Origin of the sequence: Tunturiibacter lichenicola, assembly GCF_051013355.1 — a bacterium.
GTDB classification, from domain to species: Bacteria; Acidobacteriota; Terriglobia; order Terriglobales; family Acidobacteriaceae; genus Edaphobacter; species Edaphobacter lichenicola_F.
The window spans coordinates 1438035-1459521 of the sequence record NZ_CP132944.1; the positions used below are offsets into that span (position 1 = coordinate 1438035).

Below are 21487 nucleotides of genomic sequence, written 5' to 3' on the forward strand. Positions count from 1 at the left end.
GCTGGAAGGTATGGGGGATTTACGAGTGGTCAGGAACAGCGTATTGGCAGGGGCTTTGGCGTGCATGATGCTTGGACAGCCAGTAAAAGAGATGGCGCAGGCGCAGCAGAGTGCACCGACACAGGAGGCGATCCCTGATGGGCCGAAGCCGCAGGCGATTCCGGACGCTCCGAAGCCACAGGAACTGCCGGTAGGCCAGGTTACGCCGGGCGCCGGGACGACGCAGGATTCGTCGGGGTCGACCTCGGACGATGAGGGAGTGCCGAGCAAGCTGTCTCCGGCGGCGGCGCAGAAGGCCGAGCAGGGACCACCGCCGGAGGATGTTCCGGCTGGGCAGGGACCGGAGTATGTGATCCGCGCGCACGTCGATTTTGTCGAAGTGCCGTTTACGGTGAAGGACAACAAGGGCAAGCTGGTGCCGGGGCTTACGTGGCGCGATGTCCGGGTGTATGAGAACAATCTGCGGCAGCAACCGAGCTTGTTTACGGTCGATCCGTTTCCGCTTTCGGTGGCGCTGGTGATCGATCAGAGCATGACCTTCGACAATATGGCCAAGGTAAACAACGCGCTGGCGGCGCTGCAGGGTGCGTTTACGCCGTATGACGAGGTTTCGTTGATTACGTACAACAATGGGCCGAGGACGGTGACGCAGTTTACGGGGGCGCAGAGCGCGAGGTTGACGCAGGCGCTGGAGGTGTCGAAGTCGACTGGACGCGAGCCGATGATGTATAGCACGGGGCCGCTGTCGCAGAACATCATCATCAATAATGGAGCCGATAGTCATATCGATCCGAATACGAATTCGACTCATGGGACCAGCGTTCTGGGAATACAGAATGTGCCGCGGGAGGCGCATACGCTCAACGATGCGATCCTGGCGGCGGGTGTTGCGTTGTCGAAGACGGCGACGGGGCGACGCAGGATTGTGTATGTCATCAGCGACGGCAAAGAGTATGGCAGCACGGCGAAGTTCTCGCAGGTAGTGAAGTACTTGAACACGAACAAGATTGCAGTGTTTGGGACGCTGGTGGGAGACTCTTCGCTGCCGGTGGTTGGATTTTTTGACCGGATGCATCTGCCGCTGACGATGCGCGACAACATTCTGCCGGCGTATGCGAATGCTACTGGCGGGAACTTCGATGGGGAGTTCCGGCAAAAGGGCATCGAGACCAGCTTTGCGAAGATCGCGGAAGAGGTGCGTACGCAGTACACGGTCGGCTACTACACGCATGAGCCCTTCGTGGATGGCAAGTATCGGACGCTCGAGGTTAAGGTGCTGAGGCCGAACCTGACGGTGATCGCAAAGAAGGGATACTACCCAACAGCAGGCGATCAGCGGCCCACAGGAGTTACGCAAGTCAAGTAGGCCTTACAGGCCGGCTGCGAGCGGATCGGAATTAAATGGAGATGTTGTTGCACGGAAATGCGCTGATGGCGCTGGCTGCCGCGGTGCTGTGGGGCGGAGGCGACTTTTCAGGTGGCATGGGCGTCAAGCACGCCGGCGGTTCGATGGGGGCAGCGCTGCGAGTGATCCTGCTGAGCCATTGTGCAAGCTTCAGTGTGCTGGTTTTGATTGCATGGTCGCGGGGAGATGCGTTTCCGCATGGGGCTGCGCTGGTCTGGGGGCTGGTTGCGGGAGCTACGGCGGGGATTTCGCTGGCTTGTTTTTATATTGCGCTGTCGCGGGGGGCGATGGGAGCTTCGGCGGCGTTGAGCGGGCTGCTGGCAGCGGCGATACCGGCGGTGTTTTCGGCTGAGGCGGAGGGATCGCCGGGGATGTTGCGGCTGGTTGGGTTTGTGGTGGCCGGGGCGGCGATCTGGTTGATTGCGGCAGGAGAGAATGCGGAGGCAAAACCGGCGGATCGAGGGACTTTCTGGCTTGCGGTGATTGGCGGCGTGGGTTTTGGGATCTACTTCACGGCGCTGAAGCTGGCCGCGGCGAAGACGGGCGTGATCTGGCCGCTGGTTACTTGCAGAATGGGCAGCTTGACGGTGTGCTCGTTGATGTTGGCAGGGATGTCGTTCCGCGGTAAGGCGGGTGCGGTGCAAGCACGGGTGACTCGACCTGTAGTGCTTTGGGCTTTGGCTACGGCGCTGCTCGATAGCTCGGGGAATCTGCTTTATATTGCGGCGACTCGTGCGGGGCGGCTTGATGTGGCTGCGGTGCTGGCTTCGCTGTATCCGGCGTCTACGATTCTGCTGGCCGCCTGGACTCTGAGTGAGCGGCCTACGCGGCGGCAGGGGCTCGGGATGGCTGTCGCTGCGGTCGCGGTGGTGATGATTACGATTTAGGGTTTGCTGTGCGTTCTTGCTAAGAACGAATAACGGCAAAGACGACAGCAGATCCCCTGCGGGGATGACAACAAAAGGACAGACAACGACAAGAACAACCGCAACGGCAGATGCGGGGGTTCTTCGCTGCGCTCAGAATGACAGGCTTTTTGCTGGGCGCTTACAGAAGAGCAGGCAACGGCAGATCCGTGCGGATCGCAACAAAAGAACAGGCAACGGCAACGATAAGAACAAGAACAAAGCAAGAACAAAAGCAGATCCCTAACGGGATGACAACAAAAGAACAGGCAACGACAACGACAAAGACAACGGCAGATGCGGGGGTTCTTCGCTGCGCTCAGAATGACAGGCTTTTTGCTGGCGCTTACAGAAGAGCAGGCAAAGGCAGATCCGTGCGGATCGCAACAAAAGAACAGGCAGATGCAACGACAAGAACAAGAACAACGACAAGAACAAAAGCAGATCCCTAACGGGATGACAACAAAAGAACAGGCAACGGCAACGACAACGACAACGGCAACGACAACGACAACGGCAACGGCAACGGCAACGACAACGACAACGGCAACGGCAACAGCAACAGCAACGGCAACAGCAACAGCAACGGCAACAGCAAAAGCAAAAGCAAAAGCAAAAGAAACTGCCTACTCAACGGGCAATGGCAAGAGCAAAGGCAGTGTGGGCAGTGCTGCCGCCTGCGGTGCGGTGTGCGGTTAGAGCTTGATGGAGGAGGCGTCTACGGTGGGGTCTGGGAATTTTAGCTTGAGGCTCTGCATCAGGTCGACGATGACTGAGGAGATGGCGATGTTGCGGTACCACTTGTTGTCGGAGGAGATGACGAACCACGGGGCGTGTTTGGGGCTGGTGGTTGAAAGGATGTGGTCGTAGGCATCGATGTACTGAGGCCAGAACTTGCGCTCGTGGAGGTCGGCCTCTGAGAGCTTCCAGTGCTTTTGCTTGTCGTCGATGCGGGACTGGAGGCGGCGGGTCTGCTCGTCGCGGGAGATGTGCAGGTAGAACTTGAGGATGAGGACGTCGTTGTCAAAGAGCATGCTCTCGAACTCATTGATGTCCTCCAGATGGCGGCTCGCTACTTTGGCAGAGATGACCTTGTGAACACGCGGTGAGAGTACGTCCTCGTAGTGGGAGCGGTTGAAGATGTTGATCATGCCGCGAGGGGGAACCTGGGCGTGGGCTCTCCAGAGAAAGTCGTGGCGGGCTTCAAGCGGCGTGGGCACTTTGAAGGAGGCGACGTCGCAGCCCTGAGGATTGATGCCGGAGAAGATGTGGCTGATGGTGCCGTCTTTGCCTGCTGTGTCCATTCCCTGAAGGACGATGAGCAGGGCTTTGGTCTGGCTGGCGTAGAAGACGTCCTGCAGATCTGCGAGCTGCTTCCGGTGTTTGACCAGAGTCGTCGCGGCCGCCTCTTCGGACTTGTAACCGCCGGTGTCGGATGTTGATTTCTTCGCCAGCCGTACGTTGGCGTGCGGCTTGATGAGATAAGGCGACTTGATCTTCATGAGGCGATGACCGCGCAGACGAGATTAGGTTACATGGTGAAAAGCAGATGCTGAAGTGAGCTTACTTGGCTGTCTCTTCCGGCTTGGGAGTGACGGTGTGCGAAGTCTCGGCGGGCTTGTTGACCTCGTCGGTGACGCCCTTCATACCGTCCTTGAAGCCGCGGAGGCCTTCGCCGAGGCCTTTTCCGAGCTCAGGCAGCTTCTTGCCGCCGAACAGGACGAGGACGACGATTGCGATGACGATGAGGTGTGTTGGTGTAAATAGTTCGCCCATACTGGTTCTCCCTGCAGCCTGACGCTGTGCCGGCTGCGCACCCACTATTGTCGCACAGGAGCAGCCTACCGTTAGATACGCAGCGACGGACAAGGCAGATGTGCGCTGAACGTTATATCTTGGTAACTGAAGAAACTGCCGGAAGACAGATGCTGGAAGAGATGCGGAGACGGATGTTGCGATTGAAGACGATGGGATGGAAGAAGACGGGGGCGCGGTGGACGGAGAGTCGCGCATTGACGGGAACGTTGGCGATGCGTTTGGCGATGATTCTGTTGGTGGCGACCACGAGCCAGGGACGAGCGCAGGATAATACAGTACAGACCACAACTACGACGACGCCGACTAAGACCACCATTACGTCGTCGAAGATTGGGCCCTCCGCCCCGGTGACGTACGACAACCGCTGGGAGACCTACGTCGGGCTGACCTACATGAGCTTCAAGGCTGGGCAGAACCTACCGAAGTTCATGAACTTCGGCGGCGGAGTTGTGCAGGGGACGTACTGGCTGACCGACCATCTTGGCGCGAGCATACAGTATCGCGGTCAGGCGGGAACGACGCCGGTATTTGCCGGGGCGGACCTCTACAAGATCAGCCGGCCACTGGTTTATATGAACATGGGACTGCTGGGCGCAGAGTATCGCGGTCCGAAGAACCAGTACATCGCGGTGAACTACCATGCGTACGGCGGTGTGTCGCACGGAACCTTCAGTGACACACGAAAGCCGAATGAGCCGTTCTTCTATGAGGTAACGGGTCTGTATCGGGATAGCACCAAACCGATTGCCTACCTCGGTGGCAGTATCGACTACAACCTGGCGAAGAAGGTGGCGATACGGCTTTCGCCAGACCTGGTGCTGACACACTTCGGGAGCGACACGCGGGAGTATTTCGGGATCTCGCTGGGTGGAATCTACCGGTTTGGAAAGCGGTAAGGCCAGAGCGCGATCGTTAAGCAAAGAGCGGCCCGCCTATGTGGGCGGCCCGCTCTATTTCTGATTGGATCCCTTGTTCTCTTTCCCTGCCCTACCAGGTGTTGCCTTGCTGCATGAACTCCGGGGAGACAGGGTTCTCGTAGACGGAGTAGTCACGAGTGACAACGGTGAGGCCGCTCTGTGAGACGAAGTAGTTCTTCTTATCTTCGTTGGGGTCGTAGCCGATGACGGTGCCGTCGGGGATGTGAACGTCGCGGTCGATGATGGCGTGGCGGATGCGACAGTGGCGGCCGATGTTGACGTGGGCAAAGACGATGCTGGAGTCGACGTCGGCGTATGAGTTGACGCGGACGTCCTGCGAGACGACGGAGTTGCGTACGACGGCTCCGGAGACGATGGAACCGGAGCAGACGATGGAGTTGATGGCCATGCCGGTGCGGCCTGGCTCGCCGAAGACGAACTTGGCGGGTGGGTACTGGTAGGGGCGGGTGCGCATGGGCCAGGACTTGTCGTAGAGGTTGAAGATGGGGGTGACCCCGGCGACGTCCATGTTGGCCTCGTAGTAGGCCTCGAGAGTGCCGACGTCGCGCCAGTAGAGGGCCTTCTGCTTGTTCTCATCGACGAAGTTGTAAGCCATCATTTTGACGCGCCCGAGGATGTTGGGCAGAATGTTGTGGCCAAAGTCGTGTTTTGAGTCGGGATCTTCGGCGTCTTTGATGAGCTCAGGGAGGAGGATGTCGGTGTTGAAGATGTAGATGCCCATGGACACGTCAACCATGTCGGGATTGAATGGCGACCGGATCTTGGTCTCTTTGGGCTTCTCCTCGAAGCCGACGACCTCTCCGTTGCGGGCGATCTCGACGACGCCGAAGGAGGGAACCTCGTGAGGGGCGACGGGGAGGGTAGCCAGGGTGACGTCGGCGCCTGAGTCGCGGTGCTGCTCCAACATCAGGGAGTAGTTCATCTTATAGATGTGGTCGCCGGAGAGGATGATTACATGCCTGGGCTCTTCGGAGCCGATGGAGTAGATGTTCTGATAAACAGCGTCGGCGGTGCCCTGGTACCAGGACTTGGAGACGCGCTGCATGGGGGGGAGGATCTCGATGAACTCGCCGAGTTCGTTGGCGACGACCGGACCCCAGCCTTCGCGGATATGGCGATTGAGCGAGAGCGCCTTGTACTGGGTGAGGATGTAGACGTGGCGGAGGTCGGAGTTGATGCAGTTAGAGAGCGTGATGTCGATGATGCGGTATTGACCGGCGAAGGGAACGGCGGGCTTTGCGCGATCTCGGGTAAGGGGAAAGAGCCGTTCGCCTGCACCGCCGGCGAGCAAAACACCAAGGGTATCTCTCATATATCTCTCTCAGACTCCGACTTATCTTCTTTGGGAAGCTAATCTTCCGACACGTCAGTCAGATGCACAAACGAACCCGCGTGTTACAGGGAAACGCGAGTCTACCATGCGGAGATTGACTTTGGAATGTAACGGGAGAGAGACGAGGTGGCGAGGCCCAGCGATTGGAGCGTGGGCCTCGCCAGGGATCGTGCGGCGCCTAAGCTTCGGTGGCGTCCGGGATGTCGGTACTGTCGTCTTCGGTAAGGCTGATACGTAACGATTTCAGGAATGATAGATCGTTCGAAGTGAAAGGTCCGTCAATGCCCTCCTCGGCAGCCTCGGTTGCCTCTTCGGCTTCTGCCTCAACCTCGTTGAGCCCGATGGTGGCCTCAAGCATGAGGAGGACATCAAAACCCTGTTCGCGGATGTTTTTGACGACGCCTGCTATATCCTCCGACTCCGAGACGGACTCGTGGATCGCTTCGCCAAGCTTCTGTATCAGGTTTTTGACCTTTTGATTCAATGCCACCTCCGGGCTGCCCTATCGTTCGAACCTTTCCACGCATCGGGTATTCCCGGCAAAGGTGACCGGCGGGAACGGCATTGCGGGTATTGCAGAGATATCACCTTTTAAGAATACGCCCATGGCTGCGATGGCTGCAACGACATTTCTTCGTGGGTCATGACGGGGAAGCTAAGTGGTTTCCACAACAGTATGATGGTCGGCCCACGCTGTTTCCAGACGATGTGCCAGCAGCTCAACAGGCTGGGTTCGGGAGGGTCCGAAGGCGAGAAAACCAGCCGCCGCGGCACATAAGCCTCCTACCATCCAAAGAACATTTTTCATCGCATAGCTCCTTATTTCTTTTGACTTTGATATCTCGAAATACGATTCATTCTTGGGCTTGGATGCCAGTGTGGCCCGAGGTGTTGCAGGTTTCGGTGCGGAGTGTTTCGCCGACGGAGGGGGAACGGCTACACTCTGGGGTATGGATTCGGTTCGGTTTGGGCGAGTGCTGGGGATTGGGACTCGGCTGGCGGCTAAGACGGTGGCGGCGGCGGTAGACGCGGCGACGGCTTCGAATCCGTCTGCGGCGAAGAGTGCTGGGACGACTTCGAATCAAGACGGGAGGGCGGCATCGGGTGAGCGCAAGGTGGAGGCTTCGGGTGGTCGACTGAGCCAGCAGGCTGCTCGGACCGCGGCGCAGGTGGTGCAGACCGGAAGGGGCGTGAAGCGCGGCGGAAAGCGCTTTGGCGAGGCGGTGTGGGGGCCGTTCGTAAAGCTGTCGGGCCAGTTGTGGCTGGAGTTGACAGGGGTTTTCTTTGGGATCTTTGCTGTGTTTGCAGGGAGCACCGCGTGGAAGATGCGTGGGGACCTGCACGAGACGGCCACGAACCATGACCCGCATATGCATCTGCTTCTGTCGGTAGTGATGGCGGTGGTGTTTGGATATTTTTGCGTCAGCAGCTTCGTGAAGGCGAACCGCAGAGGCAAACGGAGCTAGTTGTCCGTGCCGGCGGGTACACTTGAGCGGCATGTCAGAGCAGACTAAAACTAATTCGCAACAAGCTAAGACGACTAAGACCAGCTCCGGAATTCCCGTGGAGCTTGTGTACCGGGCTGAGGATCTCAACGGCTTCGATGCCGCCGCCAACGTTGGTCAGCCGGGGGAGTATCCGTTCACGCGCGGGATTCAACCGACGATGTATCGCGGCCGGCTGTGGACGATGCGCCAGTATGCGGGCATGGGCGATGCCGAGGAGTCGAATAAGCGTTATAAGTTTTTGCTGGCGCATGGGACGAAGGGGCTGAGTGTTGCGTTCGATCTGCCGACGCAGATTGGTTATGACTCGGATTCGCCGTTGGCGCTGGGTGAGGTGGGGAAGGTTGGAGTCGCGATTGATTCGATCGAAGATATGCAGCGGTTGTTCGACGGAATTGCGCTGGATACGATCTCGACTTCGATGACGATCAATGCCACGGCATCGATTCTGCTGGCGCTGTATGTGGCAGTGGCGAAGCGGACGGGCGCGAATCCACGCAAGCTGAATGGCACGATACAGAACGATATTTTGAAGGAGTACATCGCGCGCGGGACGTACATCTACCCGGTGACGCACGCGATGCGACTGGTGACGGATATCTTTGCCTGGGCGGCAGTCGAGGTGCCGGAGTGGAATACGATCTCGATCTCCGGATACCACATGCGCGAGGCAGGATGCACGGCGGTGCAGGAGGTGGCGTTTACGCTGGCCGATGGCATGACGTACGTGCAGGCCGCGATTGACGCGGGTTTGGGCGTGGATGCGTTTGCGCCGCGGCTGAGTTTTTTCTTCAACTCGCACAACAACCTGCTGGAGGAGGTCGCGAAGTTTCGTGCAGCGCGGAGGATGTGGGCACGGATCATGCGAGAGCACTTTGGCGCGAAGAAAGAGCGTAGCTGGATGCTGCGATTTCACACGCAGACGGCGGGCTCGACCCTGACGGCGCAGCAGCCGGAGAACAATATTGTGCGGACGACGTTGCAGGCATTGGCCGCGGTGCTGGGTGGTACGCAGAGTCTGCATACGAATGGATTCGATGAGGCGCTGTCGTTGCCTACGGAGAATGCAGCGCGGATTGCACTGCGGACGCAGCAGATTCTGGCGCATGAGAGTGGCGCAGCGCAGACGGTCGATCCACTGGCGGGATCGTTTTATGTTGAGTCGCTGACGAATGAGATCGAGCAGCGCGCGGAGGAGTATATGGCGACGATTGCCCGCTTCGATCTCGGTGGTAAGTACGGGATGTTGCGCGCAATTGAGCGGGGATATGTGCAGCGGGAGATACAGAATGCTGCCTACGATTATCAGCGGAATGTGGATGCGAACGAAGCGATTGTCGTTGGGGTGAATGAGTTCGCCAGTGAGCAGGAGGTTGCTGTACCGATTCAAAGGATCGACGAGGCGCTGGAGGGTCGGCAGGTCGAGCGAGTGCGTGCGATGCGTTTGCGGCGAGACAAGGAAACGCATGCGTCTGCGTTGCGGAGGGTCGAGGACGCGGCGCGGGGCGGGAATAATTTGATGCCGCAGATACTCCATGCCGTAGAGAGCCACGCTACCGTGGGGGAGATTGCGGATGTAATGCGGAGGGTCTTTGGAGAGTACCGGGAGACCGTTACGGTTTAGCTGAACCTGCGGTATCGCGAGTCAGAGATGGGGCGGGAGCGTTCGCGCTTTGCGCGATGCCCACATCTCAAAATCGAGATATCGGGCACCTGCGTCTTGCCGGCATTCTGCTCCAGGCTTCAGTGAAGCGGCGCATCTGAAACCTCGAAACATTTGTAATTCTTGATGCGTCTCATGATTGCGCGGACGCTGTTTCCGCGACGATGGCTGCCGCGTCATGAGAGGACATGAAGATGATCCGCTTTGGTTTGATTCGTGGTTTCGTTTTAGTTGCGCTTCTGTCTGGAGTTTTTGCAGTTGGCCAGGAGCCGGTTACTCCTGCTTCGGCGCCGGTGCCGTCGTCGCTTCTGAGCGCGAAGAAGGTCTTTATCTCGAACGCAGGCGCGGATAGCGGGCTGTTCCCTCACCCGTTCAGCGGCGATCCAGATCGGGCTTATAACGAGTTCTATGCCAATGTCTCAAGCTGGGGGCGGTATGAGTTAGTTGCGACTCCAGGTGAGGCTGATCTCGTGTTCGAGTTGCAGCTTTCCGCTCCGAATGGGCCGTCGAACGCGGATAAGTCGAAGGGTGCCTCGGATCCTTTGCCGATGTTTCGGCTGGTGATCTATGACAGGCCGACGCACTACGTTCTTTGGGCTCTGACGGAGTCGATTGCACCGGCGGAGAAGCAAAAGACGCATGATCACAACTTCGACGAGGCGCTGTCGAACCTGGTGCTGGATGCGGGAAGGCTTACAAAGTCGCTGCCAAACGCAATGCATTGAGGATGGATTTGGACTGCCACCCGATACTTCCTATATGCGCTAAAGCAACAAATTGAAGCGCTGAAGGTGAGCAGGTCGATTTCGCGTGAATTCACAATTGGTTGGAAATGCCCCGTGGGTGCTATCGTTTTAGGGCAGGATTCACACGAGAAGACAAGGAAGTATCGCTATGGCAGAGACGACAACCGAACTACGCAAGACAGCATTGAACGCGGTACACAGGGCGGCCAAGTCCAAGATGGTCGACTTCGGCGGGTGGGATATGCCGGTCGACTGCTGTGGACTGATTGCGGAGCATATGGCCGTCAGGACTGCTGTTGGCTTGTTCGATGTGTCACACATGGGCGATATTCAGTTGCGCGGGCCCGGCTCGTTGGCCGCGGTGCAGCACCTGTGCATGAACGATGCTTCGAAGCTGGCCGTCGGGCAGGCGCAGTATTCGGCGATGCTGTATCCGAATGGCACGTTTGTCGATGACGTCGTCGTGCATAAGCTCTCGGACAACGACTACCTGATCGTCATCAACGCGGGGACTCGTGAGAAAGACGTTCAGTGGGTGCGGAAGCAGATTGGTCACATGCCGGGTGTGCACGTGAATGACTTCAGCGACTACTACACGCAGCTTGCGATACAGGGGCCGAGGGCCGCGGAGACGCTTCAGAAGCTGACTTCGACGGATTTGAGCACAATCAAGAACTACTGGTTTACGTGGGGCCAGGTGTGCGGGCTGCACAACGTGATGATCGCTCGGACGGGCTATACCGGCGAGGATGGCTTCGAGATTTATATTCCGTCCGATGAACCCACTAGCGCGCGGGTGTGGGGTGAGGTGCTGGCGGCAGGTGCTGAGTTTGGGATTCTGGCGTGCGGGCTTGGGGCGCGTAATACGCTGCGGCTTGAGGCCGGGATGGCACTATATGGGCATGAGATCTCGGACACGATCAATGTGTTTGAGGCTGGGCTGGGGCGGTATGCGAAACTCGACAAGCCGGAGTTTGTTGGGCGCGCGGCGCTGCTGGAGATTCAGGCTGGTGGCGGACCGGGGCGGAAGCTGGTGGGCCTCGAGATGATTGAACGTGGGATCGGGCGGGATGGTTATACCGTGTTTTCGGTTGATGGAAAACGGCTTGGCGAGATCACCAGCGGATCGCCTTCGCCATTTTTGAAGAAGAATATTGCCTTGGCTTATGTGCCTGTGGATTCAGCGGCACTCGATACTGAAGTTGCTGTGGAGATTCGCGGCCAGATGGTGAAGGCAAAGGTCGTGCCACTTCCCTTCTACAAAAGACCGAAGAAATCAACCTAGCCGCAGCATCTACAATTGAGTTACCAATTACCTCTGGAGAAGAACGAATGGCTTACCCTGCGGATTACCGCTATACGAAGGAACACGAGTGGATCAAGGTTGATGGCAACATTGGCACGATCGGCATAACGGACTATGCGCAGAACTCGCTGGGCGATATTGTGTTCGTCGACCTGCCGAAGGTTGGCGATGCGGTTGAGGCGAGCAAGAGCTTCGGTTCGGTCGAGTCGGTGAAGGCTGTGTCGGATCTTTTTGCTCCGGTTTCGGGCAAGGTGACGGCGATCAATGAGGATTTGAAGGATGCGCCTGAGAAGATTAACTCTGATGCGAATACGACCTGGCTGCTGAAGGTTGAGCTTTCGGATGCGAAGCAGGTCGATGGACTTTTGACCGCAGCGGACTACGAGAAATTTACCAGCGAAGAGACCGGACACTAAAAGAATGCGCTATTTGCCGAAGTCCCCCGTAGATCGCGAGGAGATGCTTGCCGAGATCGGCGTGGCGTCGATCGACGATCTGTTTTCTACGATTCCTCAAGAGTTTCAACTGAAGCGCGACCTCGCGATTCCACGGCAGCATGCAGAGTCTGAGATTCTGGATCGCTTTCGCGAGTTTGCGGAGAAGAATGCGGTTGGTTATTCGAGTTTTCTGGGTGCGGGGGTGTATCGGCACTATCGGCCGGTGATCATCGACTCGCTCGTACAGCGCGGCGAGTTTTTAACCAGCTATACGCCGTATCAACCGGAGATCTCGCAGGGTACGCTGCAGGCGATGTTCGAGTTTCAGACGATGATCTGCGAGTTGACGGGGATGGAGATCGCGAACGCGTCGATGTATGACGGCTCGACCGGTGCGGCAGAGGCGATCATGATGGCGGTGCGCGTAACGGGTCGCGATGGCGCGGTGATTGCGCGGACGGTGCACCCGGAGTATCGCGAGGTGATTGCGACGTATGCGCAGCACCAGGAGATTCCGACGACCGAAGTTGCGTACGCGGAGAATGGTCGCGTGGATCTAGCTGCGCTTGACGCAGCGATTAGCGAAAACACGGCTTGCGTGCTGATTCAGTCGCCGAATTTCTTCGGGACGATTGAGGATGTTGAGGCGATTGCCGAGATCGCTCATGCGAAGGGCGCACTGCTGGTCGTTTCGATTGCAGAGGCTGTATCGCTGGGGATTGTGAAGGCTCCGGTCGAGGCAGACATTGTTTCGTTGGAGGCGCAGTCGTATGGCGTGGCTCTCAGCTACGGCGGACCTTACTGCGGCGTGATTGCGTGCAAGGAGAAGTTTTTGCGGCAGATGCCGGGAAGGCTGATCGGCGAGACAAAGGATAAAGACGGCAAGCGCGGGTTTGTGCTGACGATGTCGACGCGCGAACAGCACATTCGGCGCGAGAAGGCGACGTCGAATATCTGCACGAACCAGGCGTTGGTCGCGATGATGACGACGATCTTTCTTACCGTCTATGGCAAGCAGGGCATGAAGGAGTTGGCGGAGCACAATCTGGCCAAAGCAGCTTACCTGAAGAGCGTGTTGGGAATGACTGGCAAGGTGCTGTTTGAGGGTGCGCCTCGATTCAATGAGTTTGTCCTGCAGCTGCCGAAGAGCGCAGAGGAAACGAATGCTGCGCTGCTCAAGGCAAAGATTATTGGCGGATTGTCGCTGGCGAAGTGGTATCCGGAGCTTGGGTCGAATGCAACCTTGTGGTGTGCAACTGAGCTGACGACGCGGAAGCAGATGGATGCTGTCGCAGCAGAGCTTGCAGGCAAGAAGGCGTAGCGATGGATGTTTCGGCAATCATCGGTGAGGAGTTGAAGGCGGTTGAATTCGTTGAGGATTTTTTGCAGCTTCGATTTGAAACTCCTCTGCTGACGTTCTATGCGTGGCCGCATGTGTTGTTCCCTGGATTTTCACTTGCTTATGGGGAGCCGGAGTATCGGAATGCGTTGTGCGCGCAGCTTAGTGAAAAGGTTGTGCAAGCATCGCTCGAAGAGGGCGATGCGCTGACGATTGAGTTTGAGAACGGCACTGTGTTTGGGCTTTCTTTGCGGGAAGAAGATGTGGATGGGCCGGAGTCGGGGAGTTACTCGGAGACCGGCAGCACAGTGTATGCGGAGGAGTTTTAGAGTTTCCAGTCTTTTGACCTTTGGGCGCGACAAGCAAAATGCGGGGGTTCTTCGCTCCGCTCAGAATGACAAGGTTTTTAGTAGTGAGGGATAGATGGCTGACGAAAAGTTTGTAGGGACGCCGAAGAAGGCGACGACGCATACGAACCAGAACGAAGATTTGATGTTTGAAAAGTCTTCGCCTGGGAAGAAGGCTTATCGGCTGGCGGAGCTGGATGTACCTGCGGTCGACGCGGTTGCGATGCTCGGCTCCGAGTTGCGAACGGACCTGGGTGTGATGCCGGAGTTGAGCGAGATTGAGATCATCCGTCACTTCACGCGGCTTTCGACTTGGAACTATGCGATCGATCTGGGGATGTATCCGCTGGGAAGCTGCACGATGAAGTACAACCCGCGTGTGAATGAAGCTGTGGCGCGACTGGAAGGCATCGCTGAGGCTCATCCGTATCAGCCGGAGTCGCTGTCGCAGGGCTGTTTGACGATCATCAAGATGATGAAGGACGTGCTCGTTGAGATCACCGGAATGGACGCGACCACGCTGCAGCCAGCGGCGGGTGCGCACGGAGAGTTCACGGGCATCCTGATGATTCGTGCGTTTCACGAGTCTCATGGCAACGCACGGAAGAAGATTTTGATTCCCGACTCGGCGCATGGGACCAACCCCGCGACGGCGGCAGTTTGCGGGTATGAAGTTGCAAACCTGAAGTCAAACGCGCACGGCATGGTGGATCTTGATGAGCTCGAGAGGATGGTGGATGAGGACACGGCGGCGTTGATGCTGACCAATCCTTCGACCATTGGAGTGTTCGAGTCGGACATCAAGAAGATCGCGGATATTCTGCATGCGAAGGGCGCGCTGTTGTACATGGACGGCGCGAATATGAATGCGCTGGTGGGCAAGGCGCGGCCAGGCGATTTCGGTGTCGATGTCATGCACTTGAATCTGCATAAGACGTTCTCAACTCCGCATGGCGGAGGCGGGCCGGGATCGGGGCCGGTGGCTTGCAAGAAGATTCTGGAGCCGTTTCTGCCTGCGCCACTTGTCGTGACTCGTCCAGACGGTTCGCTGTCGATGGACTACAACCGGCCACAGAGCGTTGGGCGCGTGCGCATGTTCTATGGCAACTTCGGCATGTTCGTTCGGGCGCTGGCTTACGTTCTGGCAAATGGGCCGGATGGGTTGCGGCAGACTACTGAAGATGCTGTGTTGAATGCGAACTACATTCGCGCGAAGCTTGAGGGAACGTTTGAGCTGCCGTACAAGACGCAGTCGCTGCATGAGGTTGTGTTCTCGGACAAGCTGCAGGCGAAGAACGGCGTGAAGACGGGCGATATGGGCAAGCGCCTGATCGACTATGGCTTCCACGCCTACACGGTCTCGTTCCCGCTGGTGGTGCAGGGCGCGATGATGATCGAACCGACGGAGAGTGAGAGCCGTGAGGAGCTGGACCTTCTGATCGATGCGCTGAAGCAGATTGCACGCGAGGCAGAGGAGAATCCTGAGCTGGTGCAGACAGCGCCGCATTCGACGCGGCTGCAGCGTCTCGATGAGACGACGGCGGCCCGAAAGCCGATTCTGCGTTGGAAGGGCCCGGTTGCTCCACATCCAGTGCTGGTCGATACGGTCGAGAAGGAGTGGTAGCGTGTCCGTCCTGGATGATCGGCGAGAAGAACTTGAAAAACACGAGTTCATGATGGGTGAAGCTCGCGGACGGCTGGCGGTGACGCTCGATGTTTTGACAGATGCACTGATTCTGGTGGGGCAGCATGGTGTTTACTGCTCGAGCGCACGGAACCCGAAGGTTCCGGCGCTCGATCTGCAGGCTGTGCTGGCGAACATCAATGGGGCCAAGGAGCTGGTGGCCTCGGTGATGGAGCGGTTGCGGCTGGACCGCCTGGAGTTAGAGAAAAACGCCAGGCAGTGAGGGCTACTCGGCTTTGACGGTCACGTACTCGTCCGTAGTCTCCCATTTGATGTGAAGCTGGGTAGTGTTACCGCTGGTGTTTTCAAAGCTGATGGACATCTTCTCCTGCGGCGCGGACAGGGTTTTGCCCTGCATAGGCGTGCGTCCTAGATCCATGTCCTGTTTGTAGACGGTGCCCCACTGGCCGGTCTGCTTGTTGACGATGAGGAACCATTGGCTGGCGCTGGGCAGGGTGTAGAGGGTGTAGGTGCCGGCGGGTACGTCGAGGGTGCCAATCTTGAGGTTAGCAACAGTGATGAGTGTGGTCGCGGGGTTTGCGCCGGTGCGCCAGACCTCGCCATAGGGGACCAGGCCGCCCATGATCTTGCGGCCGCGCATGGAGGGGGAGTTATAGGTGATCTTGATGGCCTTGCCGGCTAGCGTGACGTCGGCGACGGCTGCGGGGCTGGGTAGAGCCTGCCCGGCGGGCTTATCCATCTGCGGTTCAGGGCTCGTTGCGGCGAAGGTTGCGGTGGCCAGTAGGGTACAACAGGCAGCGGTTGCCAGGGTGCGAAGGAACATGCGCGAGTCTCTCTTTCTCGGTGCTATTCGTGTTGCGTTTGAATGTTTTAGACGGCTCTGGGTGCTACTGGTGTGATGCTGAACTGAGGCAGCGCAGGCTGTCAACCCGTGCGATCGTGCTAGGCTAGAGGTATGCGCCCGTAGCTCAGCTGGATAGAGCGGCAGCCTCCGAAGCTGTAGGTCAGAAGTTCGAATCTTCTCGGGCGCACCATCATTTCCATATAAAAATGACTCCAACTGGCCCGGGCCTTGGACTTCTAGGCAATCTATACCTGAGGCTGAAGATCAGTTCAGGTTCTGGAGGTCGTGGCCGATGCAAGAACCAACCGATTCACAGAGTATTTTTTCGCTGCTTCTTAATGCGCTCCGATCAAGGATTGTTTCAACAGTGATCTGAATGTTCGGCCTGGATCCTTCATGCCAACTTGGCGACCTCTTCGTTCACGATATCGCGGCTTGGCGGCCTCCCGGCCGGACGGGTGATGGTGCGGGACATTTCTTCGGCTTTTTCTCGAAGCAACTTAGTGAACTCGTTCAAGAGCTCAGCGTGGTGCTTCGCAAGATATTTCGCGACATGAGAGTTGGCCAACAACCGTTCGACGTATCCAAGGCCGAGAGTCAGATCGAGCGCCTGGGTGGCGTAACCGCGGCTTGGATCTGTCCGATGGGTTTCATCTTGCGCAGGATGGCATAGGTCCCCCCGCACTGAGTGAGAGCATGTCAATCATCAATGATGAATCTCCCCTGATGATTCCGCCGCGCTACCGCCGGACCGTAGCCGTCTTTCGTGTAAACAACAGGCCCATGCCGACCAGAATGAATACATTGAACAGCGCCCCCAGAAAGAACCACAGGACAGGCGAACGTCCCTTCGAGTTGGCGATTGCAGCCGATACGATCCCGCAAAGAATGGCAACGATAACGAATATTCCGTAGGTTTCCATCTATCCTCTCTTCTGCTTCCAATTTTTTTTGCGGATGCATGCCGTGCCGGATAAACCGGTAACGGAAGGGTCAGTTCACCGAGCGAGATTTGACGCTCGAAGCCAGATCCCTGAGCTTCGTCGCATTTACGCTACCGGGATCCAACGCCACGGCGCTCTCTGCGCTCCAGAGAGCTTCGTCAAATTGCCCCCTCTGGAACTCCAACCGCCCCTGCTCAACGAGCTGACGTGCCAGCTTCACGGACGCATGTTGCCGGATTGTCATGCAGGCTATCTCCGACGGCTTGCGAGCCAACACGTCATCGCAAGTCTTCTTCGCGCCCTTGAAGTCGCCGCGATCAAAGAGAAGCTGGGCGTCGTCGATGTACGCCTGAAGGCTGGCCCTCTCCTTTTGCCCGGCCGCGGCTGCGAGCTGCCGCCTCTCCTCGTCCTTTGCTGCGGCAGTCTGCGCGTCGGAGGTTTGCTTCTTCCCAGCCAGCTCAGCAGCCTCCGTCTGTTTCAGGCGCTCGATGATGTCCTGCCGAATGGCTTCAAGTGGCTGGCCCGAGTGCGGATCGTTGCCCGGATGATCGTAGAAGCGATAGGTTCCATGGGGGTCGAGAGCAAACCAGACGCGTGGTCTACCGGTCACTCCGTCGAACCATGGATAGTGGTCCGCCTCCAGGATTCGAATCTCAACGGGAGCCTGCAGATTTCCCTTTCCATTGCGAAGTTCCTTGATCTGCAGGAGGCTGCAGGGCTTCGATTCGACGCCGTAGACCGGATCCTTCGCTGTGCCATCCGAGACGAAGATCCCTTCGGGCGTATCCGCGCAGTACTTATAGGCGTACGCGTCCTTAGATGACCAATACATCGCGAAGAAAAAAACGGCGATATACAGAACGATGATGATTCCGTAGATGTTCGAGTACAGTGATAGCGGACTCCATCCGAGGTTGAGCAGGCCTAGAACATTGCGGGTAAACCTGGCCACAGCCCAGAAAAACGGAATCGTGGAGACGATCACGACCGCGCGAACGAGGAAAGGACTGAGACCCGAGCGAGCGGCGAGACTGTCTACAACATATGTGATGGTCCCTGTGACAAAGTGCGTCGCGAACAGAAGACTACCAATGGCAGCGAAAACGACGATAAGGACAAGGAGTGCGAAGACCTGGGCAGAGCCCCGCATCGACGATAGGACTGGCATATAAAAACCTCTTCTCGTGACAGATCAGTGCATACGGCAGGACCCGAGCCGAAGATCCCCTGCGATCTTCGGCTCGACGGCATCAGCGCTGGTGACTAGCTGGGACTATTCGCCAGCGCCTCCTGCTGGACCTGGCTCTCCGTCTGAACCGCATCCTGCCTCTGTTGCGTAATAACAGCGTCGAGCGCGGCGGCATCGGACCCCTTCGACAGCGGCGCATCCGACGGCTGCGGTACAGCCCCTGGAGCCGGCGGAATTCCCTGGGTTCCTTGCTGACCGGCAATCACATCGAACCCTCCATCGACGTTTGCAGCGAAGTCGTTCTGCATCTCCTGAAGATCGGCGATGGAGACCTTGACCTGAGTGTTCCCCGCGCAGTCGGACCGCTTGCTGCTGGTGACCAACAGAGTTCCCTCGATAGCCTGGTCCGGAACAGGTTGCGCGAGATAGAGGATATCGCCGCGTGTCAGCATGCAGGGGCCTCCGGCGCTATCGACCTGAAGCGGCGTGTCCCCGACAAGGAAGACGCGGAAAGAGGGATCCAGCGAGGGCGGAACCGGAGTTTGAGTGGCTGAAGGAGAGGACGCCGCCTGTTCTGCGGCAACCTGGTGCGCGACCTCCTCTTCAATCAGATGTTTGAACTCTGGAGAGAGCGGCGTGTCAGCCTGCGCACCAACGGACTAAGGAGCAGAGGAGGCCAGCGCTGCATCCGCTCCATTGGCCAACGGAACAGCGGCGGCTGCAGCTCCTTGCTGCGCATAGGCCGCCTGCAGGTTCGCCGCCAGAAGATAGTCGGTCAGCCAGAGTGAGGCGCCGGAGTAGACCGGGTAAGGAGTAAACATGGCCCCACCGGAGACATACCAGGGTTGGCCGCTCCACCCCCATGCGTAGGTGACAGGAGCGGGCCACGGTGTCGCCGCCCAACCATAAAACGCTGGTGCATAGCGAACGGGCGCCACATATTCGTGCATCACCACACCACGATAGGTATACGTACGGTAGACACGTGAATGGGAGACACCTCCCTCAAGATACGTTCGCTGCACCCGACCAGCGCCCATCGGTCGTTCCAGGTAGCCGCTATGTGCGCCGTAGCTCACAACCCGGGCACCGTCAGGACGGACGGACGCAATCTGAACATCGCCGCGGAGTCCGTGGTGGATGTCCATATTCGCAGTGTGGAGGGAGCGAAAGCCTCCGTTCTCCGCGAAGGTGGCCCGCGTTTCGCCTCGTGCATAGACTGCTACGCTGCCATTCGAACGAACGAGGTAGTTCCTTCCACCGGCGGAGCTGAGAATCCGATTCCCATCCGGCCGCACAATGACGTGGCCTGTCGGTAATGGCCGCTGATTGATTCCTCCGGCATGTGCGTCCATCGCCGGTGACGCTGCCCGCGCGGGTTCGGCGGCGGGGTGCTTGGGTTCGGCGGCAGGGTGCGCGGCTGCGTTCGGTACAGCAGCGGGCTTCGGATGAGACCAGGGAAAAGTGGGCTTTGGCACGGCAGGGGCGGTGCCCGGCTTGGTGCCGCCTACCGTGCCGTTGGTTCCAGTTGCGGCGGGGGCTTTAGCTGGAGGGCTCTTTGCGGGTGGGCTGGTCGACTTCGTGCTGGACTGTGCCTCGACAAACGCCTTGGAACAAACAAGAAGACAGGCAAGGCACAGAACTCTGCCCCCGCGCGTGAACTTTTTTTGCATCGAACATTTCCTTCCAACGGGTATTTATGCCCGCTTTATGCCACCGAAGTTTCGCACTCAAGGCGAGAGTGTGTACGCCTTACCTATCGGCATCCATCGGAAGAAGATGAGCGAACGAAAGACCGTGTCCTCCTGCGATCGCTTGAGGACTGCACGGAGATCACGCGGTTGCCTTTCTCTCAGTACCTTGGTTGGCGTAGAGGCCAAAGGATGCCACGGCTCAAACTCGTTTTGTATTAAAGTATTGGGCCTCGAGCCGGCCTTTACAGCACCTGTCACAGCGCAACGGAAACAGTGACTCCGAACCAGACGGCTCGAATATCACTGCCTTGGTTACATATGTGAAAGGATGCTCGTGTGCGAATGAGCGTCTACTGTTTTGTGCTCTCCGTATGTCGTTCTAATACCGCGATGGCGAATGCGTTTACTTGATCACCTCGGCCGATTTCGCAGCCGGCGCGGAGCCTGTCTGCGGGTTATAACGAGGATTGTTTTGATCAACAGGGTTTGGAGTGCCTGGGGTTACAGGAAGAGCGCTCTCGAGCCAGGCACGGTAGACAAGATCTCTTAACATGCGTGCACCTGCCGCCGTGCGGCTGTAGACCATCTCCCTTGCCTCCTGATCGTGAACATCGGCGAAGGCGTTCCGCTTATCGAGTTTGTAGATCGCTTCGACGTTGCTTCCGGCCTCGTCCAGATGACCCAGGATCGAGTCGAATACATCGCCGGTCAGGTGCCCTGGCTGTCCGATGCGACCAGCAATATCCTCTTCAGTCAGAGCGATGGCATCCACATACTGCGACTCGAATCGACCGTGAATTTTGGGGTCACGGGTGTATCCCTTCGGGTCAGCTCCCTGCCAGCCATCGTGATGAATCGTGTCGTGCAGCGGCTGCGACCCATCACCAATGTAGTGCCCCATCCAAGCTACATAGAAGGCACAGGTCTGCTCCAGAAAGGAAGTATCTTTGCCCTCGGCACGGGCTTTGCGCACGTAGCGCATGTCCGCGACAAGGTGGCCATACACCTCGGCAGCGGCAAACGGCAGTGTCCCGGTCCAGCGAACATTCATGCGCCGCGCATTTTCTGGGTCAGCCTTTTCGATACGGAGATATTCGCGGTCGAGCTCCAACACGAACTCGTAACGAGATCGTGGGATCTCCTTCATGAATGAAAACTGTTCGCGGAACCAGCCGTGGTTGGGGTCTTCCTCTATCTTCGAGAAGGGATCGGAAGCCTGCCGCCATGTATCGGGGATGCTGGCCGATCCGGCAATGTAATCGACATACTTCTTGAGGAACACGGGACCATCAGCCGGTAGAGTATCCACGGCAGTACGGTCGATGACCGCATGGGCACGAACGCCCCACGAGAACGCTGTTTTGGGGATGCCAAGCGTTGCGACAAGAAGAGTGGCGACGAAACATCTACGATTCATTATTCAACTCCA

General features: G+C 57.9%; 23 protein-coding genes and 1 tRNA gene. 14 read left to right on the forward strand and 10 right to left on the reverse strand.

The genetic code is table 11. The features are described from left to right. Window positions 1-64: 64 nt before the first annotated feature. The 3 genes from RBB82_RS06225 to RBB82_RS06235 all read left to right on the forward strand — a co-directional run bounded on the left by RBB82_RS06225 (window position 65) and on the right by RBB82_RS06235 (window position 3009). On the forward strand, window positions 65-1366 hold the full coding sequence (locus tag RBB82_RS06225; protein WP_433974246.1) for a VWA domain-containing protein: 1302 nt from the start codon (window positions 65-67) through the stop codon (window positions 1364-1366). A gap of 35 nt (window positions 1367-1401) precedes the next feature. Then, a complete protein-coding gene (locus RBB82_RS06230) occupies window positions 1402-2292 on the forward strand; it encodes an EamA family transporter (RefSeq protein WP_433974247.1) in 891 nt (296 codons plus the stop codon). A 315-nt stretch (window positions 2293-2607) separates the two neighbouring features. Further along, window positions 2608-3009, forward strand: coding sequence for a hypothetical protein (locus tag RBB82_RS06235; protein ID WP_433974248.1), 402 nt, complete (start codon window positions 2608-2610; stop codon window positions 3007-3009). On the opposite strand, the gene RBB82_RS06240 is transcribed toward RBB82_RS06235, so the two are convergent. Both RBB82_RS06240 and RBB82_RS06245 read right to left on the reverse strand, forming a co-directional pair. Then, window positions 3006-3812: a PPK2 family polyphosphate kinase gene (locus RBB82_RS06240; RefSeq protein ID WP_433974249.1), complete on the reverse strand. Its 807-nt coding sequence runs from the start codon at window positions 3810-3812 to the stop codon at window positions 3006-3008. The two genes, RBB82_RS06235 and RBB82_RS06240, sit on opposite strands and share 4 nt — an antisense overlap. 61 nt (window positions 3813-3873) lie before the next feature. After that, entirely contained in the window at window positions 3874-4086 is a 213-nt protein-coding gene (locus tag RBB82_RS06245; protein WP_433974250.1) for a Sec-independent protein translocase subunit TatA/TatB, read from the reverse strand. A gap of 119 nt (window positions 4087-4205) precedes the next feature. Here RBB82_RS06245 and RBB82_RS06250 point away from each other — a divergent pair, with 119 nt between their 5' ends. Beyond that, entirely contained in the window at window positions 4206-5024 is an 819-nt protein-coding gene (locus RBB82_RS06250; RefSeq protein ID WP_433974251.1) for a hypothetical protein, read from the forward strand. A gap of 91 nt (window positions 5025-5115) precedes the next feature. Here the strand turns inward: RBB82_RS06250 and glgC are convergent, their stop codons facing one another. Further along, on the reverse strand, window positions 5116-6378 hold the full coding sequence (glgC, locus tag RBB82_RS06255; protein WP_433974252.1) for a glucose-1-phosphate adenylyltransferase: 1263 nt from the start codon (window positions 6376-6378) through the stop codon (window positions 5116-5118). A 199-nt stretch (window positions 6379-6577) separates the two neighbouring features. After that, entirely contained in the window at window positions 6578-6883 is a 306-nt protein-coding gene (locus RBB82_RS06260; protein WP_433974253.1) for a hypothetical protein, read from the reverse strand. A 394-nt stretch (window positions 6884-7277) separates the two neighbouring features. On the opposite strand from RBB82_RS06260, the gene RBB82_RS06265 reads away from it, so the two are divergent. From RBB82_RS06265 to RBB82_RS06305, 9 genes are all read left to right on the forward strand, one after another. Continuing rightward, on the forward strand, window positions 7278-7865 hold the full coding sequence (locus tag RBB82_RS06265; RefSeq protein WP_433974254.1) for a hypothetical protein: 588 nt from the start codon (window positions 7278-7280) through the stop codon (window positions 7863-7865). 31 nt (window positions 7866-7896) lie between these two features. Then, window positions 7897-9528, forward strand: coding sequence for an acyl-CoA mutase large subunit family protein (locus RBB82_RS06270; RefSeq protein WP_433974255.1), 1632 nt, complete (start codon window positions 7897-7899; stop codon window positions 9526-9528). A 227-nt stretch (window positions 9529-9755) separates the two neighbouring features. Beyond that, window positions 9756-10292 (forward strand): hypothetical protein, encoded by a 537-nt coding sequence (locus tag RBB82_RS06275; RefSeq protein WP_433974256.1) that lies wholly within the window; start codon window positions 9756-9758, stop codon window positions 10290-10292. A gap of 169 nt (window positions 10293-10461) precedes the next feature. Next, a complete protein-coding gene (gcvT, locus tag RBB82_RS06280; protein ID WP_433974257.1) occupies window positions 10462-11598 on the forward strand; it encodes a glycine cleavage system aminomethyltransferase GcvT in 1137 nt (378 codons plus the stop codon). Between the two features lie 47 nt (window positions 11599-11645). After that, window positions 11646-12035: a glycine cleavage system protein GcvH gene (gcvH, locus tag RBB82_RS06285; RefSeq protein ID WP_433974258.1), complete on the forward strand. Its 390-nt coding sequence runs from the start codon at window positions 11646-11648 to the stop codon at window positions 12033-12035. A gap of 4 nt (window positions 12036-12039) precedes the next feature. After that, complete coding sequence (gene gcvPA, locus RBB82_RS06290) at window positions 12040-13377, forward strand: aminomethyl-transferring glycine dehydrogenase subunit GcvPA (RefSeq protein ID WP_433974259.1); 1338 nt, start codon at window positions 12040-12042, stop codon at window positions 13375-13377. A 2-nt stretch (window positions 13378-13379) separates the two neighbouring features. Beyond that, window positions 13380-13724, forward strand: coding sequence for a hypothetical protein (locus RBB82_RS06295; protein WP_433974260.1), 345 nt, complete (start codon window positions 13380-13382; stop codon window positions 13722-13724). Window positions 13725-13818: 94 nt separating this feature from the next. Beyond that, entirely contained in the window at window positions 13819-15366 is a 1548-nt protein-coding gene (gene gcvPB / locus RBB82_RS06300; protein WP_433974261.1) for an aminomethyl-transferring glycine dehydrogenase subunit GcvPB, read from the forward strand. 1 nt (window position 15367) lies between these two features. Then, complete coding sequence (locus RBB82_RS06305; protein WP_433974262.1) at window positions 15368-15649, forward strand: hypothetical protein; 282 nt, start codon at window positions 15368-15370, stop codon at window positions 15647-15649. A gap of 3 nt (window positions 15650-15652) precedes the next feature. On the opposite strand, the gene RBB82_RS06310 is transcribed toward RBB82_RS06305, so the two are convergent. Then, complete coding sequence (locus RBB82_RS06310; RefSeq protein WP_433974263.1) at window positions 15653-16210, reverse strand: DUF2911 domain-containing protein; 558 nt, start codon at window positions 16208-16210, stop codon at window positions 15653-15655. 134 nt (window positions 16211-16344) lie between these two features. On the opposite strand from RBB82_RS06310, the gene RBB82_RS06315 reads away from it, so the two are divergent. Then, a tRNA-Arg gene (locus RBB82_RS06315) sits at window positions 16345-16421 on the forward strand. Window positions 16422-16971: 550 nt separating this feature from the next. Here the strand turns inward: RBB82_RS06315 and RBB82_RS06320 are convergent. The 5 genes from RBB82_RS06320 to RBB82_RS06340 form a co-directional block, all read right to left on the reverse strand. After that, window positions 16972-17154 (reverse strand): hypothetical protein, encoded by a 183-nt coding sequence (locus RBB82_RS06320; protein WP_433974264.1) that lies wholly within the window; start codon window positions 17152-17154, stop codon window positions 16972-16974. A 70-nt stretch (window positions 17155-17224) separates the two neighbouring features. After that, window positions 17225-18343, reverse strand: a complete 1119-nt coding sequence (locus RBB82_RS06325; protein WP_433974265.1) for a hypothetical protein — start codon at window positions 18341-18343, stop codon at window positions 17225-17227. A 95-nt stretch (window positions 18344-18438) separates the two neighbouring features. Further along, window positions 18439-18816, reverse strand: coding sequence for a hypothetical protein (locus tag RBB82_RS06330; protein ID WP_433974266.1), 378 nt, complete (start codon window positions 18814-18816; stop codon window positions 18439-18441). Between the two features lie 207 nt (window positions 18817-19023). Beyond that, on the reverse strand, window positions 19024-20037 hold the full coding sequence (locus tag RBB82_RS06335; RefSeq protein ID WP_433974267.1) for a hypothetical protein: 1014 nt from the start codon (window positions 20035-20037) through the stop codon (window positions 19024-19026). Between the two features lie 424 nt (window positions 20038-20461). Beyond that, entirely contained in the window at window positions 20462-21475 is a 1014-nt protein-coding gene (locus RBB82_RS06340) for a hypothetical protein (protein WP_433974268.1), read from the reverse strand. Window positions 21476-21487 lie beyond the last annotated feature (12 nt).

What these genes read in the sequence shown, in the direction of transcription:
- gcvH (WP_433974258.1), top strand. Translation starts at nt 11,646, where the DNA reads ATGGCTTACCCTGCGGATTACCGCTATACGAAGGAACACGAGTGGATC.
- RBB82_RS06235 (WP_433974248.1), top strand. Translation starts at nt 2,608, where the DNA reads ATGCGGGGGTTCTTCGCTGCGCTCAGAATGACAGGCTTTTTGCTGGCG.
- RBB82_RS06335 (WP_433974267.1), bottom strand. Translation starts at nt 20,037, where the DNA reads ATGCAAAAAAAGTTCACGCGCGGGGGCAGAGTTCTGTGCCTTGCCTGT.
- RBB82_RS06225 (WP_433974246.1), top strand. Translation starts at nt 65, where the DNA reads ATGATGCTTGGACAGCCAGTAAAAGAGATGGCGCAGGCGCAGCAGAGT.
- RBB82_RS06330 (WP_433974266.1), bottom strand. Translation starts at nt 18,816, where the DNA reads ATGCTGACACGCGGCGATATCCTCTATCTCGCGCAACCTGTTCCGGAC.
- RBB82_RS06245 (WP_433974250.1), bottom strand. Translation starts at nt 4,086, where the DNA reads ATGGGCGAACTATTTACACCAACACACCTCATCGTCATCGCAATCGTC.
- RBB82_RS06340 (WP_433974268.1), bottom strand. Translation starts at nt 21,475, where the DNA reads ATGAATCGTAGATGTTTCGTCGCCACTCTTCTTGTCGCAACGCTTGGC.
- gcvPB (WP_433974261.1), top strand. Translation starts at nt 13,819, where the DNA reads ATGGCTGACGAAAAGTTTGTAGGGACGCCGAAGAAGGCGACGACGCAT.
- RBB82_RS06240 (WP_433974249.1), bottom strand. Translation starts at nt 3,812, where the DNA reads ATGAAGATCAAGTCGCCTTATCTCATCAAGCCGCACGCCAACGTACGG.
- RBB82_RS06320 (WP_433974264.1), bottom strand. Translation starts at nt 17,154, where the DNA reads ATGGAAACCTACGGAATATTCGTTATCGTTGCCATTCTTTGCGGGATC.
- RBB82_RS06270 (WP_433974255.1), top strand. Translation starts at nt 7,897, where the DNA reads ATGTCAGAGCAGACTAAAACTAATTCGCAACAAGCTAAGACGACTAAG.
- RBB82_RS06310 (WP_433974263.1), bottom strand. Translation starts at nt 16,210, where the DNA reads ATGTTCCTTCGCACCCTGGCAACCGCTGCCTGTTGTACCCTACTGGCC.
- RBB82_RS06295 (WP_433974260.1), top strand. Translation starts at nt 13,380, where the DNA reads ATGGATGTTTCGGCAATCATCGGTGAGGAGTTGAAGGCGGTTGAATTC.
- RBB82_RS06230 (WP_433974247.1), top strand. Translation starts at nt 1,402, where the DNA reads ATGGAGATGTTGTTGCACGGAAATGCGCTGATGGCGCTGGCTGCCGCG.
- RBB82_RS06325 (WP_433974265.1), bottom strand. Translation starts at nt 18,343, where the DNA reads ATGCCAGTCCTATCGTCGATGCGGGGCTCTGCCCAGGTCTTCGCACTC.
- gcvPA (WP_433974259.1), top strand. Translation starts at nt 12,040, where the DNA reads ATGCGCTATTTGCCGAAGTCCCCCGTAGATCGCGAGGAGATGCTTGCC.
- RBB82_RS06275 (WP_433974256.1), top strand. Translation starts at nt 9,756, where the DNA reads ATGAAGATGATCCGCTTTGGTTTGATTCGTGGTTTCGTTTTAGTTGCG.
- gcvT (WP_433974257.1), top strand. Translation starts at nt 10,462, where the DNA reads ATGGCAGAGACGACAACCGAACTACGCAAGACAGCATTGAACGCGGTA.
- glgC (WP_433974252.1), bottom strand. Translation starts at nt 6,378, where the DNA reads ATGAGAGATACCCTTGGTGTTTTGCTCGCCGGCGGTGCAGGCGAACGG.